11 protein-coding genes and 3 rRNA genes are annotated in these 16,182 nt (G+C 45.7%); 10 read left to right on the top strand and 4 right to left on the bottom strand.

What is annotated here, in order from left to right; all coding sequences use genetic code 11:
* The first annotated feature begins 49 nt into the window (after nt 1-49).
* Nucleotides 50-1,981, top strand: a complete 1,932-nt coding sequence (locus HXT38_RS00315) for an alpha-glucosidase (RefSeq protein ID WP_004119823.1) — start codon at nt 50-52, stop codon at nt 1,979-1,981.
* Nucleotides 1,982-2,006: 25 nt separating this feature from the next.
* Here HXT38_RS00315 and HXT38_RS00320 read toward each other — a convergent pair whose 3' ends face one another.
* Complete coding sequence (locus HXT38_RS00320; RefSeq protein ID WP_064340713.1) at nt 2,007-2,777, bottom strand: SIR2 family NAD-dependent protein deacylase; 771 nt, start codon at nt 2,775-2,777, stop codon at nt 2,007-2,009.
* A 422-nt stretch (nt 2,778-3,199) separates the two neighbouring features.
* Here HXT38_RS00320 and HXT38_RS00325 point away from each other — a divergent pair, with 422 nt between their 5' ends.
* The 6 genes from HXT38_RS00325 to HXT38_RS00350 all read left to right on the top strand — a co-directional run bounded on the left by HXT38_RS00325 (nt 3,200) and on the right by HXT38_RS00350 (nt 10,340).
* On the top strand, nt 3,200-3,346 hold the full coding sequence (locus HXT38_RS00325; RefSeq protein ID WP_162720529.1) for a hypothetical protein: 147 nt from the start codon (nt 3,200-3,202) through the stop codon (nt 3,344-3,346).
* 192 nt (nt 3,347-3,538) lie between these two features.
* A 16S ribosomal RNA gene (locus HXT38_RS00330) occupies nt 3,539-5,066 on the top strand.
* Nucleotides 5,067-5,440: 374 nt separating this feature from the next.
* Nucleotides 5,441-8,502 (top strand): 23S ribosomal RNA (locus tag HXT38_RS00335).
* 179 nt (nt 8,503-8,681) lie between these two features.
* Nucleotides 8,682-8,798 (top strand): 5S ribosomal RNA (rrf, locus tag HXT38_RS00340).
* Together the 16S, 23S and 5S rRNA genes form the textbook arrangement of a ribosomal RNA operon.
* Nucleotides 8,799-9,248: 450 nt before the next feature.
* Complete coding sequence (locus tag HXT38_RS00345) at nt 9,249-9,968, top strand: nitroreductase family protein (RefSeq protein WP_064340399.1); 720 nt, start codon at nt 9,249-9,251, stop codon at nt 9,966-9,968.
* A gap of 21 nt (nt 9,969-9,989) precedes the next feature.
* Nucleotides 9,990-10,340: an XRE family transcriptional regulator gene (locus tag HXT38_RS00350; protein ID WP_231880178.1), complete on the top strand. Its 351-nt coding sequence runs from the start codon at nt 9,990-9,992 to the stop codon at nt 10,338-10,340.
* A 180-nt stretch (nt 10,341-10,520) separates the two neighbouring features.
* On the opposite strand, the gene HXT38_RS00355 is transcribed toward HXT38_RS00350, so the two are convergent.
* The 3 genes from HXT38_RS00355 to HXT38_RS00365 all read right to left on the bottom strand — a co-directional run bounded on the left by HXT38_RS00355 (nt 10,521) and on the right by HXT38_RS00365 (nt 12,882).
* Nucleotides 10,521-10,892 (bottom strand): hypothetical protein, encoded by a 372-nt coding sequence (locus HXT38_RS00355; RefSeq protein WP_004112863.1) that lies wholly within the window; start codon nt 10,890-10,892, stop codon nt 10,521-10,523.
* A gap of 161 nt (nt 10,893-11,053) precedes the next feature.
* Entirely contained in the window at nt 11,054-12,214 is a 1,161-nt protein-coding gene (locus HXT38_RS00360) for a hypothetical protein (RefSeq protein WP_064340327.1), read from the bottom strand.
* Nucleotides 12,211-12,882 (bottom strand): response regulator transcription factor, encoded by a 672-nt coding sequence (locus HXT38_RS00365; RefSeq protein ID WP_064340328.1) that lies wholly within the window; start codon nt 12,880-12,882, stop codon nt 12,211-12,213. The genes HXT38_RS00360 and HXT38_RS00365 overlap by 4 nt, the downstream gene beginning before the upstream one ends.
* Nucleotides 12,883-13,358: 476 nt before the next feature.
* Here HXT38_RS00365 and HXT38_RS00370 point away from each other — a divergent pair, with 476 nt between their 5' ends.
* From HXT38_RS00370 to HXT38_RS00380, 3 genes are read left to right on the top strand one after another with little or no spacing between them, the layout of a single operon-like run.
* A complete protein-coding gene (locus HXT38_RS00370) occupies nt 13,359-14,261 on the top strand; it encodes an efflux RND transporter periplasmic adaptor subunit (protein WP_032842258.1) in 903 nt (300 codons plus the stop codon).
* Nucleotides 14,258-14,968 carry an ABC transporter ATP-binding protein gene (locus tag HXT38_RS00375; RefSeq protein ID WP_421791837.1) on the top strand — a complete coding sequence of 237 codons (711 nt, stop codon included), beginning with the start codon at nt 14,258-14,260 and terminating at the stop codon, nt 14,966-14,968. The genes HXT38_RS00370 and HXT38_RS00375 overlap by 4 nt, the downstream gene beginning before the upstream one ends.
* On the top strand, nt 14,952-16,163 hold the full coding sequence (locus HXT38_RS00380; protein WP_421791839.1) for an ABC transporter permease: 1,212 nt from the start codon (nt 14,952-14,954) through the stop codon (nt 16,161-16,163). The genes HXT38_RS00375 and HXT38_RS00380 overlap by 17 nt, the downstream gene beginning before the upstream one ends.
* The last annotated feature ends 19 nt before the right edge of the window (nt 16,164-16,182 follow it).

Here is a 16,182-nt window from a genome sequence, read left to right on the forward strand (position 1 = left end):
AATAAAACTGTAATAAAAATACTTATTGACGTAAATTAATGGGGTTTATATGACTACTTTTGACAGAGCAAACTTGCCAGAATCCGTGCGCACAAACGGCGCTACGCCAAACCCTTGGTGGGCGAATGCAGTAGTGTATCAGATTTATCCGCGAAGCTTCCAGGATACGAACGGTGACGGCATTGGTGATTTGAAGGGAATCACTTCACGTCTCGACTATTTGGCTGATTTAGGTGTTGACGTGCTCTGGCTCAGCCCTGTTTACAAGTCTCCGCAAGACGATAACGGTTACGATATTTCCGATTATCAAGATATCGACCCGCTTTTTGGCACTTTGGAAGATATGGACGAACTTTTGGCTGGCGCGCACAAGCGTGGGCTTAAAGTTGTGATGGATTTAGTAGTAAATCACACTTCTGACGAGCATGCTTGGTTCCAGGCTTCAAGAGATGCTTCTAGTGATTACGCTGATTGGTATTGGTGGAGGCCTGCGCGTGAAGGTTGTGTGCCTGGTGAGCCGGGTGCGGAGCCGAATAAGTGGGGTTCGTATTTCGGCGGTTCCGCGTGGACTTACGATCCGAAGCGCGGAGAATACTTCCTTCACCAGTATTCTCCAAAGCAACCAGATTTGAATTGGGAAAATCCCGCGGTTCGCGCTGCCGTGTACAAGATGATGAATTGGTGGATGGATCGCGGAATTGACGGCTTCCGCATGGATGTGATTACGCAAATTTCCAAGCATGTTGATTCTGAAGGTCGTTTGCCTGGGGAAGTTGGCTGCCAGATTGAAGATTTTCCAGCTGGTGCTGACGGCTATTCTTCGCCGTTCCCGTTCTGCTCGGATGGTCCTCGTTTAGACGAATTCTTACGTGAGATGCGTGCAGAAGTTTTCGAAGGGCGCGAAGGTTTCTTAACTGTTGGTGAAGCTCCGGGAATTTCTCCGCACCGTAATACTTATATTACTGATCCTACTCACAGTGAACTCGACATGTTATTTCTGTTCAATCACGTGGATATCGATTGCGAAAACGGAACTAAGTGGAATCCTGTGCCGCTAAAGCTTACGGAATTAAAGCGCGTGATGGCAGAGCAACAGCAAGCGGTAGCGGATGCTGGTTGGGCGAGCTTGTTCTTTAATAATCACGATCAGCCGCGTGCGCTTTCTCGCTGGGGTAGTGAGGCTAGTGAGGAGATGCGTGTGCGCTCTGCTAAGGCGATTGCCATGCTTCTTCACATGCACCGCGGCACGCCTTACGTGTACCAAGGCGAGGAAATTGGCATGACTAACGCGCACTTTACGCGTCTCGAGCAGTATCGTGATTTGGAAGCCTTGAATATGTTTAAGCAGCGCGTAGAAGAAGCGCATATTCAGTCGGCTGAGTCGATGATGGATGCGCTCGCAAAGCGCGGTCGCGATAATTCTAGAACTCCAATGCAGTGGAATGCTTCTAAATACGCGGGTTTTATGCCTTTTAATGTTACGTCGCAAAATAACGCAGAGCCGTGGATTAGTGTGAATCCTAACTACGTAGACATTAATGCAGCTGAGCAGATGGAAGATTCAGATTCCGTTTACGCTTTCTATAAGTATTTAATTGCTTTGCGCCATTCGGAGCCGATTGTTTCTGCTGGCTCTTGGAATTTGGTCGATGCGGATGACGAGTGCGTGTACGCTTTCGTGCGCGAGCTTAAATCTGATTGCGAAAAGCAGGATGACTCTGCAGAGACTGCTGCGGAATCTGCTGCAAATTCTGCGAAATCTAATGCGGAATCTACAGAACGCATGCTCGTAATGATTAATATGACTGATTCAACCGTGCCTATACCTACGCAGAGCGCGCAATTATTGCAAAATCGCGCCTCTAACGCTTTTGTGGGGCGTGACGTAATGGTTACAACTTACGACGTGAATCACGCGCTTACATCGCTTAAAAACGGTACGCTTGCGCCTTGGGAAGGTATAGCTGTTACTTTGCAATAGTTTTAATAGCGTTACTTTGCAATAATCACTTTGCAATAGTTTCGTCTACTAATTTTGGCAGAGCTTTCGCAATATCTTCGCGAATAATACGCTCTGCCAAATAGTCGTATTGTGTAGAGCCCAAGTTCATTATCGTAATAGGCACTCCTGCACGCGCGGCTAGCGGTACGAGAGAAGCAGCTGGAAATACTTCTAGCGTGGAACCAATAACCCACAGCTCGTCCGCTTTAACTATTGCTTGCGCGCTTCGTTCCATTGCTCCTTCAGGAAGTGCCTCGCCAAAATATACAACGTCTGTTTTGATTAAACCGTTGCAAGGCATATTGCTACGGTATGGAAGAGCGCGTCTGCAATGCGGATCTGGATGCTCGTCTAAGTCGCGCATAATATCGGCTGTTTTATAGCTCGCGTGGCAGCTCATGCAGTGTGAGGTTCCAATGCTTCCGTGCAAATTCACTATAATATCTGGGCTATTGCCAGCTTTTTCGTGAAGTGCGTCAAAGTTTTGGGTGGCTATTAAATCTAGCATTCCAGCTTTCTCAAGTTTTACAAGTGCCTTGTGTGCTGTTCCTGGCTGAGCGTTCCAAACAGGTGACTCTTTTTGCCAGCGCCAAGAGTAAATGCGTTCTTCTTCGCTGCTTAAAAACGCGTCTATATCGTAAACACTCATTTGCTCTGGGTGCTTAGTCCATACGCCATCTGGTCCGCGAAAATCAGGAATGCCAGCACTTGTGGAGATTCCTGCTCCGGTTAGTACAACAATATGGCGTTTGCTGTTCGATTGCTTGTTGCTCATTCTTCTGATCCTTCTTTTTATTAATGTCTGTTAATATCCTATTCTTTTCTTCTTTTCTTTATGCGCTTTATGCTTTTTGTGTTTTTATGTGCTTTGTATTCTTTATAAAAGTTTATTTAATAAGTATCTATTTATATAGGTATTTCTTATTTCGTATGTATTCCATATATCGCACTCATATATTTTTTGTGTTATCTAATCGTATATCTCATCTTTTTCTGCTTTTATTGTGTATTTTTCGCGTTGATTCCGTATTAATTGCGTCTTTGTTGCTGTTTTTCTTAATGCGTGGGTGCGCGACACTCCCGATTTTGAGGTTTTTGGGGCTATTTTTGATTATTTTTTGTTGGTTTTGATTATTGTTCCTGGTTTTGTGTTGGTTTTTGGGTGCTTTTTTGCGTGGTTTTCGACACGCCGGTGTTTTGGCTTGTTTTCAATGGTTTTGGGGTGTTTGTTTTTGGTGGGTTTGCGTTTTAGCGTGGGTTGGTGTAAGTTTATCTCTTGCTGCTCAGCGCGGCTGGTTCTCCTCGGTTGAGGTTGATGGGCCGGCTGGTGTGGTGGTGGTTTGAGAACTCAAGAGCGTGTCTGTACTACTTATTAGTTAATTATTGCCAGTTCATTGCCTGCCTTGCAGATTGCAGGGTGCCTGAGAGATGGTTAAATGGTGGTGAGGTTTTTTGTTGGGATGTTCTTTCCTTAAAGAATGTCTCGTCTTTTTCTTTTTAATATTGGAGCCTTTTGTTGGCTCTTCATTGAAGTTTTTCGTGGAGGGTTCGATTCTGGCTCAGGATGAACGCTGGCGGCGTGCTTAACACATGCAAGTCGAACGGGATCTAGTCAGCTTGCTGACTGGTGAGAGTGGCGAACGGGTGAGTAATGCGTGACCAACCTGCCCCATGCTCCAGAATAGCTCTTGGAAACGGGTGGTAATGCTGGATGCTCCAACTTGACGCATGTCTTGTTGGGAAAGTGTTTAGTGGCATGGGATGGGGTCGCGTCCTATCAGCTTGTAGGCGGGGTAATGGCCCACCTAGGCTTCGACGGGTAGCCGGCCTGAGAGGGCGGACGGCCACATTGGGACTGAGATACGGCCCAGACTCCTACGGGAGGCAGCAGTGGGGAATATTGCGCAATGGGGGAAACCCTGACGCAGCGACGCCGCGTGCGGGATGAAGGCCTTCGGGTTGTAAACCGCTTTTGATTGGGAGCAAGCCTTTTGGGTGAGTGTACCTTTCGAATAAGCGCCGGCTAACTACGTGCCAGCAGCCGCGGTAATACGTAGGGCGCAAGCGTTATCCGGAATTATTGGGCGTAAAGAGCTTGTAGGCGGTTCGTCGCGTCTGGTGTGAAAGCCCATCGCTTAACGGTGGGTCTGCGCCGGGTACGGGCGGGCTAGAGTGCAGTAGGGGAGACTGGAATTCCCGGTGTAACGGTGGAATGTGTAGATATCGGGAAGAACACCAATGGCGAAGGCAGGTCTCTGGGCTGTTACTGACGCTGAGAAGCGAAAGCGTGGGGAGCGAACAGGATTAGATACCCTGGTAGTCCACGCCGTAAACGGTGGACGCTGGATGTGGGGCCCATTCCACGGGTTCCGTGTCGGAGCTAACGCGTTAAGCGTCCCGCCTGGGGAGTACGGCCGCAAGGCTAAAACTCAAAGAAATTGACGGGGGCCCGCACAAGCGGCGGAGCATGCGGATTAATTCGATGCAACGCGAAGAACCTTACCTGGGCTTGACATGTGCCTGTCGACTGCAGAGATGTGGTTTCCCTTCGGGGCAGGTTCACAGGTGGTGCATGGTCGTCGTCAGCTCGTGTCGTGAGATGTTGGGTTAAGTCCCGCAACGAGCGCAACCCTCGCCCTGTGTTGCCAGCGGGTTATGCCGGGAACTCACGGGGGACCGCCGGGGTTAACTCGGAGGAAGGTGGGGATGACGTCAGATCATCATGCCCCTTACGTCCAGGGCTTCACGCATGCTACAATGGCCGGTACAACGGGATGCGACATGGTGACATGGAGCGGATCCCTTAAAACCGGTCTCAGTTCGGATCGTAGTCTGCAACTCGACTACGTGAAGGCGGAGTCGCTAGTAATCGCGAATCAGCAACGTCGCGGTGAATGCGTTCCCGGGCCTTGTACACACCGCCCGTCAAGTCATGAAAGTGGGCAGCACCCGAAGCCGGTGGCCTAACCCTTTTGGGATGGAGCCGTCTAAGGTGAGGCTCGTGATTGGGACTAAGTCGTAACAAGGTAGCCGTACCGGAAGGTGCGGCTGGATCACCTCCTTTCTACGGAGTTTTTGTGCACGCTCGGTTGAGTGTGGTTACTGGTGTGGAAAACAGTGGTTAACGTTTATATGAGTTTGTTGGGCATGCTTTTGGGTTCCCGGATTGCCACCCCCCTTGTTTTGGGGTTGCGGTCCTTGACTCACAGGATTTCAGGTTGATGCTTTTTGAGTGTTGATGCTGGTTTTGTGGTGTTGTGGTGGTTTGAGAACTGGATAGTGGACGCGAGTAAAATGCGAGACTTTTTTGGTTTCGATTTTTTTGCTTTTATCAATTTCAACCGGCTCCTTTTGTTGGAGTCGCTTGATCGTTTTGTGATCGTTTAGTGTGATGATTTTTTGTCTAGAGAATTTTGCTGATGGGTTCTTACTTTAGTGTTTGTCACTGGTAAGGGCGTATGGTGGATGCCTTGGTAGACAGGACCGATGAAGGACGTGACGGGCTGCGATATGCCTCGGGGAGCTGCCGAGTGGGCTTTGATCCGAGGATTTCCGAATGGGGAGACCCGGCCACTGTTATGAGTGGTCACCACAGTTTTTGTGGGGGGTACGCAGGGAAGTGAAACATCTCAGTACCTGCAGGAAAGGATACTCCGTGAGTAGTGGCGAGCGAAAGCGGATCAGGCTAAACCGGGTGCGTGTGATAGCCGTCAGGTGTTGCGCATTCGGGGTCGTGGGATGGACTGTTCAGCCTCTGACGGGGTTGAGGAGAGTGATAAAATGTCGTGCTAGGTGAATGGGATTGAATTCCCAGCCGTAGAGGGTGATGGCCCCGTAGCTTGTCGTGCGATGTCTCTTTATGTTTATTCCCAAGTAGCGCGGGACTCGTGGAATCCCGCGTGAATCTGCCCAGACCGTTGGGTAAGCCTAAGTATTCCTGTCTGACCGATAGTGTACTAGTACCGTGAGGGAAAGGTGAAAAGCACCCCGGGAGGGGAGTGAAATAGTTCCTGAAACCGTGCGCTTACAATCCGTCGGAGCCTTCTTTGTGGGGTGACGGCGTGCCTATCGAAAAATGAGTCTGCGAGTCAGTGGTATGTGGCGAGGCTAACCCGGGTGGGGGAGCCGTAGCGAAAGCGAGTTTTAAAAGGCGTTTGAGTCGCATGTCCTGGACCCGAAGCGGGATGATCTAGCCCTGAGCAGGTTGAAGCGCGGGTAAGACCGTGTGGAGGACCGAACCCACCTAGGTTGAAAACTGGGGGGATGACTTGGGGTTAGGGGTGAAAGGCCAATCAAATTCCGTGATAGCTGGTTCTCTCCGAAATGCATTTAGGTGCAGCGTCGTGTTATTGCTTACAGGGGGTAGAGCTACTGGATGCTTGCGGGCCCATACCGGGTACCAATAGCAGCCAAACTCCGAATACCTGTTAGGTTTATCACGGCAGTGAGTCGGCGGGGGATAAGCTCCGTCGTCAAAAGGGAAACAGCCCTGATCGTCGTCTAAGGTCCCGAAGCGCGTGCTAAGTGGGAAAGGATGTGGAGTCGCATAGACAGCCAGGAGGTTGGCTCAGAAGCAGCCATCCTTGAAAGAGTGCGTAACAGCTCACTGGTCTAGTGGTTCCGCGCCGACAATGTAGCGGGGCTTAAGCACGCCACCGAAGACGCGGCTGCATGAATTTTGTTCATGCGGGGTAGGAGAGCGTCCTGTATGGGGTGAAGCGGCAGTGTGAACTTGTCGTGGACTTTACAGGAGTGAGAATGCAGACATGAGTAGCGAGAGACGGGTGTGAATCCCGTCCGCTGAATGACTAAGGGTTCCGGGGCCACGTTCGTCGTCCCCGGGTGAGTCGAGTCCTAAGGCGAGGCCGACAGGCGTAGTCGAATGGATGAACGGGTTGATATTCCCGTACCGGTGTTACACCGTTCGAACTGAATCTGAGAGTACTAACCTTCATTTTCTTGTTGATTGCCTTTCGGGGTTGTTGATGGGTTTGTGTTGGGACTGTATCGGTAGTAGGTTAGCGTGGGAGTGACGCGGGTAGGTAGCCGGCTGCGGAGGTGGTTTTCCGTGGCTAAGCGTGTGGGCTGTCTCCTAGGTAAATCCGGGGGATGTTAAGCTGAGGCGTGATGGGTAGGCTGTAAGGCTGATTCCGGTGATCCTGCTTGCCAAGAAAAGCTTCAACGTGAGGTGTGATTCCGCTCGTACCCTAAACCGACACTGGTGGTCTGGTAGAGTATACCGAAGCGATCGGGCGAATCCTGGCCAAGGAACTCGGCAAATTACTCCCGTGCCTTCGGCATAAGGGAGACCCCTGATGGTGATATGGTTTTACATTGTTGAGCTGTTGGGGGTGGCACAAGCTAGGGGGTAGCGACTGTTTACCAAAAACACAGGAGCGTGCGAAGGCGTAAGCCGCTGTATACGCTCTGACGCCTGCCCGGTGCCGGAAGGTTAAGAGGATCCGTTAGCTTCGGTGAAGCGGTGAATTTAAGCCCCGGTAAACGGCGGTGGTAACTATAACCATCCTAAGGTAGCGAAATTCCTTGTCGGGTAAGTTCCGACCTGCACGAATGGCGTAACGACTTCCCCACTGTCTCGGCCAGGAGCCCGGCGAAATTGCAGTACGAGTAAAGATGCTCGTTAAGCGCAGAAGGACGAAAAGACCCCGGGACCTTTACTATACCTTGGTATTGTCGTTAGGTGTGGATCGTGTAGCATAGGCGGGAGGCTGTGAAGCGTGGGCGCTAGCTTGCGTGGAGTCGACAGGTGAAATACCGCTCTTTCCATATCTGGCGTCTAACCTCGACGCGTTATCCGTGTCAGGGACAGTGCCTGGCGGGTAGTTTAACTGGGGCGGTTGCCTCCTAAAGAGTAACGGAGGCGCTCAATGGTCCGCTCAGCCCGGTTGGCAATCGGGTGTTGAGTGTAATCGCACAAGCGGGCTTGACTGTGAGACTGACGGGTCGAGCAGGGACGAAAGTCGGAGATAGTGATCCGGTGCCGGCGTACGGACGTGGCATCGCTCAACGGATAAAAGGTACCCCGGGGATAACAGGCTGATCATTCCCAAGAGTCCATATCGACGGGATGGTTTGGCACCTCGATGTCGGCTCGTCGCATCCTGGGGCTGGAGCAGGTCCCAAGGGTTCGGCTGTTCGCCGATTAAAGCGGCACGCGAGCTGGGTTCAGAACGTCGTGAGACAGTTTGGTCTCTATCCTCTGCGCTCGTTGGAATGTTGAGGAGACCTGCCCATAGTACGAGAGGACCTGGGTGGACGAACCTCTGGTATGCCGGTCGTCACGCCAGTGGCGCTGCCGGTTAGCTACGTTCGGAAGGGATAACCGCTGAAAGCATCTAAGCGGGAAGCCTGCTCCAAGATAAGCATTCCTTGCACTTTAGTGTGTGAGCCCCCATGTAGAACACGTGGTTGATAGGCTAGATGTGGAAGCCCTGTAAGGGGTGGAGCTGACTAGTACTAACGGGCGATGGTGACATTCTTCCTCACTTTTACTAGTGGGGAGGGTGAGTTCCTTATGAGTATTATTCTTCTAGCGTTAATGAGTACTGAATGTTTTGCTTAACGATCAGTTGGTAAAAGAGTTTTTACGCGCGTTCATGTCCGGTTCCCTAACCGCCACGTGTTGCCACTCAATGGTTTTGAGTGTATAATCTAGTTTTGCGGTGGTCATGGCTCAGGTGAGACGCCCGGTCCCATTCCGAACCCGGAAGCTAAGGCCTGACACGGCGAGGGTACTGCACTCGATAGGGTGTGGGAGACTAGCACGCTGCCGCATTATTTTTCTAGCGGGGAGTTTTTTACTCCCCGCTTTTTTCATATTCGCATACTGTTTTTTCGTTTTCGTATACTGTTATCTGTAATTCTTCAAACGTGGGCGCGACGACCTGTCTGAGCGCTGCGATTTAGCGCGCGAAGGCAATTCGGAGCGGAAACTCGCTTAAGTTGGAAGTCCAGTGGACTTCCAACGCGAGTTTCGTAGCGAGCACGTATAGTGCGAGTGTCGTCTCGCAAATGGAGCGTAGAGCGAGGGTTAACCCTCCAAACGTGAGAGAGTGTTCTCACAAATGGAGCGCAACACACACCGACACACTCCAAACACGAGGAAAAACTGCGGGCATTTGTGGTCAAAAATGCCGGAACTCTCGCGCTATAAGCACTCAAGCAGGTCGTCGCGCAAACACGAGAGAGAACACTGCGTGCGTATTCGGTGCGATATACTAAAAGCATGACTACACAAACTTTTGAAGCACTCGCAAAGTCGCGATTTTCTGCACGTGATTTTCTAAATAAACCTGTCGATTCTAAAATACTTGAAACTATTTTGCAAACAGCTGCACAATCACCGAGCTGGTCCAATACGCGTGGCTACATGCTCGCTATTGCTCAAGGAGAACGCAAGCAGCAGCTAATCGACGCATATGTGCAAAAATGCAAAGCAATGTTTCGTACTAAAGACGCTACCCTTAGCGAAGAAGAGCGCCTGATAGCGCAGAAAATGAGCCACCCGGATGGAGATTTTCCTGTAATGGCTCCGTATCCACAATCACTTAAAGAGCGTAGCGCTCGTTTAGGGTTGGCGTTGTATAAACATTTAAATATTGATCGCAAAGATTTTCCTGCTCGAAATGCTCACACTTTGCGCAACTTCCAGGCGTTCGGTGCGCCAGTTATGGGATTTGTGCTTGTTCGCCGCGATTTTCTGCCGTTTGCTGCGCTGGATGCTGGAATTATGCTACAAACGTTACTGTTGGCAGCTAAAGAGCAAGGCGTAGATTCATGCCCCCTTGGCGTTCTTGCTACATGGCGTTCACCGCTTGACGAAGTATTCGACATTCCTCCGGAGTATGCGCTGATTACTGGTTTTGCGTTAGGGTATGCGTCTGAAGCGCACGTAAATGCTTTCCGCGCGGAGCATCCGCCAATCGAGCTTGCGCAGGAAAAGTAACTTCGCACGAACCAACCTATCTTGCAAAATCCAAAGTACTTTGGAAAATATCAGATAGAAGTGCCGGAAATACCAGGATTATTTACTCAAGTGCGTAGGCTTGATCAGGTTGCAGCAATGGTAAAAGATGCTGCTGCAACTTTAAATGTTAAAGTCAATGGCGTGAAAGTAACTCCGAAACTTAGTGAGCAAGATGAGCTTATGCTTCAGCGCATGTTAGATGCAAAATCGGCAGCTATAAAAACTCAGCAAGAGGCATCTATGCTTATGTGTGAAACGGTTCGCATACTAAGGAATCAGGGATTGACGGTTCGTGATGTTGCAGAGCTTACGGGGGTTACTCCGCAGCGAATAAGTTCGCTTAAAGCTTAGTGATTCAAAGCAATGTGGTTGAGGCTATGCGCAAGTAAGTCGCTTAGTAACGCATAAACTCTATGCAAAACAAATAAATAACGGATAAATAAGTAAAGGTCAAGCCGTAGGATGCATGGATGCAACTTGACCTTTGAAAATTGTGATATGTTTTTAAGTTAAAATCGCAGTCTAATGCTTTTATTTATTCTTGGCAATTCCAAGAGCTTTTGAACTTTCATCCTTGTCAAGGCCTATAAATAGAAGCACAATTATGCCAATAATCAGCGGAACATAACCGTATCCAGATCCGTGGATTATGCCGAATATTTCCATAAGCCCATTTGCTATTACAGCTAGTGAAGATACGATAAAATATAGCTGCGCGCACCACGGTTTTTTAATGAGAAACATGGTTGCAAGACCAAATAATCCAGCGATAATTTGAGGCACCCCCCATAGATAATCATTACGCATTACAATCAGCGCAATTCCGCTAGCAAGAAATACACCATTGGCTATTGTCCAAAATACGGACGGAATTTGTGCTTTTGTATCTTCTAAATTACTCATATTCTTCTCCTTCTAATACAAGAAAATAATTGTGTATATAAAACTTTGACAATTTATAAATTAATGGCGTGCTAAAAGGTAAACAATATCTTGTATATGAAAACCTTTACAAATAATTACTAACTAAAACTGCTTAAGATTTATTAATCTTTTAAACTGAATCAGTAAAGCATACTATCTATACAGTTATGTTCATTTTTGAAAGGAATAACTGCATTACATTCCCAATACTTACCAAAGGCTCGAAAATAGAGTGAACCGCCTAAATGCTTTATGGTATCGCGATGAAGCAGAAGTCCTTTTTGAGATACTGAGCGAATTGCATCTTTACTTTTTCCGCCCAAAAATCGAACATTGAACTGTTTTATAACAATTTGTTTTTCGCGTATCGAAATTCTGATGTAATAAACTAAAGAAGCATATTTTCGCATGTTCAAATATAGTTCTTCGATTAATTCAATAACTTCACAGATGATTTCATTGCTAATGTCTTCAGGAATATCGTTACTAGATATATTGCATATGGATCTTCCTTTTAATCCACAAGATGTATTGATTGAGTCGTTCATTTGTAGTGTATCTTCAATGTGCTGGATGAACTCGCTTCGAGCATCTTGCTTAGCAGTATTTCCACGTAGAATGTCGATAATATTATGTCCTTCTTCAAAAGCCTGATCTGCCAAATCATTTATTGCCTCAATAGCACTTCGCTGTTTTTTAGAAATAGACTTGTCAAGTAATGCTATTTTACTTTGTAGTGCAATATCTGCAATCTTATTAGTTAATCTATCGTGCATTCGCACAGCCAGATGAAGATTATTAATTGTTTGCTTATCTTTTTCATAAAGAACCATTTTTTGGTGAGAAATGCGCAAAATAATACCAGTGCAAACGCAAAATATATTTATTAAAAGGTAAGCAATAAGATACTTGAAAGACAAAGTTGATAAGTATCGGTATGCAACGTAGTGTAATGCATCTATTACTAAGAATAAAGGTAGTGTAAATTGAATCGGATATAAATACGAAATAAAAACAAATGATATGATGAGCCCGAAAGTTACTGGTGGAAGATTCAGACTAGGAATAACAAGAATGCTGAGATGTACAAAAATATAGCACATGCTCATAAAATGCGGGAGCAAGCAAAGAAACAGATTTATAGCAGCAAGAATCATGTAAACTATAACAAGTTGTATTGTGCTATTGTCGCTATTCGAGTAAATATATGCATCCATTGCGCTTGACAAACATCCCAATAGTAAAAATGTTTTATTGTCAATAAGCTTTTCTCGTAAACGACGCATTAAGAAAATAATCATTGTGTATCATTTCCTAAATATTCATCATGCAGCCATGTAGTAATAAGTTGTGAACGATTTGTCACATTCAATTTTTTGAACACGCGACGAAGGATAGTTTCCACAGTACAAGTTTCAACAAATAAACGTTTGGCGATTTGCGCATTAGTCATGCCTTTACTGCACAACTTTATAATTTCAGTCTCATGATTCGTTAAAGCAAGGCGTCCATTTTTTGGCTTATTTTGCAAACGCTGAAATGCTGTCGTCGTGTCGTCAAAATGAAGATCTCCTATTATTTGTGGCTTGAACGTGCCATGGGCAATACTGCTAAGCATGGCGCAAATGGTTTCTGGGTGGTTCTTTCCAACAATGCCTTGCGCGCCTGCTGTTGATGCTTTTAAAGCATAATCGTTGATAGGGAATGAAGTTATAGCAATTATTATTGGGAGTGAGTATCTTCTTCGCAATTCGTATAATATTTTAATTCCCGAAACCCCAGACATATACATGTCAATTAGCAGCACGTCTGGGCATTGATTTTGACAAAACTGAATTGCTTGATCGACGCACGTGGACAACCAGCAAATATTGCAGGACGGAACAACCTGTTCAATATATGTTTTTAGGCCGTGTAGACAAAAACAATCATCATCAACAATGCCAACAGTAATATGCTTTGCTATCATATTGCTCCTTTAGAAAAGCATTATTTAAGTAATAATAGTACTTGAATTTGTATGATGAATATCTTGTCTAGGAAAACCTTTACAAAGCAGATTGTATAAAGGTAGTTACTGGAGCTTATGGGGGTTACTCCGCAGCGAATAAGTTCGCTTAAAGCTTAGTGATTTAATCACAATGTGGTTGGGGGCTATGCGCACGGAAGTCGCTCAGTAGTGTATAAACTCTATGCAAAACAAATCATTCTCTGGTATTACGCAAGCTCCAAGAATCATAAATAAAATCATCATTTAGTCTGATGCAAACTCTTTACGGCGATTATAGGCTATTAAGCAAAAGCTTAAATCTTCAATAAAGTGACAATTATAAAAGCGTCAATTGTAACATTATCAAGCACTTTATTTATTTTGGATCAGTTTGAGAGGCTTGTTTCGACGCATACTATGTGTCTACGAGTTTGGTGAGTAAGGAGATTTGTATTATGAGTAAATTTATGAAAGTACTCTTGCTTGCTGCTCTGCCAGTGTGTTTGCTTACTGCATGCTCTGGTAGAGCAGTTGATGATAGTCAACAGCAGGCATCACATGATTCAGTTCCGCTTGTTTCAGTCAAAAAACAGCCTTTAACACAAGTTGTGTCGGGTAAAGCAGCGATAGAACAATCGTCTACCTTTGTTATCACTGCTGTAAGTAGAGGGAATTTTTCTCCATCGGTAAAAGCAGGCAGTACTGTAAAAGCTGGGAGTGTTCTAGGCTACAATGCTGGTAACAAAATTATTGCTCCCGTAGACGCTAAAGTTGTGTCAGTAGCTGAATCATCTGCGGACGTGCCTAAATCTTTCTCACTATTCACTCTTAAATATGAAGGTTTTTCAATAAGCCTTAATGCAAAAGCTTTACTTCGTTCTGCGGATATTACAGATGTTAAAGGTCGTTTCCAAATTGAAGACGGTGTTGGACCAACCAATTGTTTGCAAATAGTACAAAGCGGTGGAACTTCTACCGATATTGCAGCCTCGGGTAGTAGCAAGAATGATAATGCTGATTCGACTCAAACAGATGAGTCGAGCGCGCAAAGTACACCTAGTGTATCGTCAAAAGTTTTAACGTGTTTAATAGATAAAAGCACAGAAGTAGAATCAGGCCAAAATGCGACGCTTGTTTTTAATGGCAAGCATAAACAATCGGTTCTAACGCTGCCCGTTAGTGCGGTTGCTGGAAGAGTTCAAAAAGGTTTAGTCTCATACAAAAAAGGCGATAATTGGGAGCGTAAAGAAGTTGGTCTTGGAATAAGTGACGGCGCTAATATTGAGATTACGTCTGGTTTGCATGAGGGTGATGTTGTAGCAGGTGTTTCTCCTGATCTCATTCCAGGAGTGCAATGATTATGGGAAACAATCCTGTTCCACTGGTTGAACTACAAGACGTGTCAGCGCGTGTAAAACTAGGCAATGGCGAATGGCTTACCACTGTCAACTCTGCGTCTATGCTACTTAATCAAGGTGAAACATACGCGGTAGTTGGCAGGTCTGGATCTGGCAAAACGAGTCTTATTTCTATTATTGGATTTTTGAATAAAAATTTTACTGGAAAATACTATTATTCTGGCAAGTCAATCCAAAAGTGTAGTGATACTACAGTATCGCATATGCGCGCTAGAAATATTGGTTTTGTTTTCCAAAACTATTCTCTCATTAAGCATTTAAGCATTAGAGAAAATGTTGAGTTGCCGCTTTTATACGCAGGGCTACAACAAAGCAAGCAGACAAGAAGAAAAACGATAGAAGAAGCATTATGTGCTGTTGGATTGCAAGATAAACTCAACGAATACCCTGGAAGTTTATCAGGCGGTGAACAGCAGAGAGTTGCGATAGCGCGTGCTCTCGTCACTAATCCCGAATTACTTATTTGTGACGAGCCAACTGGTGCACTCGATAGTAGTACGGGAGAAAAAGTGCTTCAAGTGTTGCATGATCGTGTTAAAGAATCTGGAACAACATTACTATTAGTCACTCATGATATGAAAGTGGCTCGTTCTTGCTCTCACATTTTTACTATGGAAGGCGGTGTTCTTTATGATCATGCTGCTTAAAGATTTGCGCCTGTCTCCTATGAGATCCTTCCTCACAGGTTTTTCAATGTTTATCGGCATCATTGCCGTTATTGCGTCAGTGCTTATCGGCACGGTTGGTAAGGACTATCTTATTGCAACTAATGAACAGCTAAATGGTCGTAGACCAACATACGAGATTACTTTTTCAGCACAAAATTTTGACGAATATTCAGTATTTAACAAATTCTTAAATCGCATTGAATCCGCAAACCGTAACGCTAACGTTATGCTACAACCAAACACTGGACTACTGTTTAGCGCTTCTATGCCAGCCTCGAAGAGTGTAAAAATAAGCAAAGAATATAAGACTGGCAATCTTCAATATGTTGACGCTGTTTACACTACGGCAGGATACAACAAAGTTTATAACTTACCTATTGTAAGTGGAAGATGGTTTAGTAATAGCGCTAAAAGCAACGCATTAGAAATGGTAGTAAACCAATCTGCTAGCAAAAGATACAAGATTGGTGAAGTAGCATTTATTACTTCTCGTAAAACAACACAAATGAGTCCTATAAGGATTGTTGGAGTTGTGAACGATGGCGTAGACTCAGCAAAAGTATACGTGAATATTCTAGGATTATTACGTTACGCTCCAACTCTTTGGGAATATTCTGGAAAAGAAGCTCAAGGCTCAATCTACTGGTTGAATAAAGAAAATCGTTCTCAAAAATCAATTAAATCTTATGTTTCAGACGCTCTTTACGACTGTTGTGGTGGACAAGTAAACGAAATTAGAAGACATGATAATAGTGATGATTACGAGAATGTTATAACAGTACTGCAATTAAGTTTTGCTATCGTAGCAGCATTATTGCTTTTTGTTTCCGCGTTAGGTTTAATCAATATTGGTTTAGCATCGTTGGAGCAGCGCACGCATGAACTGCTTATACGCAGAGCTTTGGGTGCTACTAGATGGTCGATTGCTTCACTCGTATTAGGCAGTGCGATTATTTTAGCGCTGATAGTTTCGATTGCTGCTGTCGCTGTTTCTTTTGGCCTTGTGTCTACAGCATCAAGTTTTTGGGATGTAGCAAGCCCAGTTAGTCCGCCAGTTTACCCATATGAAGCCGCTATTGGAGCTGTTATTGCGGCTTTTATTACAGCGCTTGCTGGAAGTGTGGTGCCGGCAATAAAAGCATCACGTTTACAACCAGCATTAGCATTGCGTTAATTTTCAAAAAATAAGAAAG

The sequence above is a fragment of the Gardnerella sp. DNF01157 genome, from assembly GCF_049244225.1.
Taxonomy (GTDB): domain Bacteria; phylum Actinomycetota; class Actinomycetes; order Actinomycetales; family Bifidobacteriaceae; genus Bifidobacterium; species Bifidobacterium leopoldii.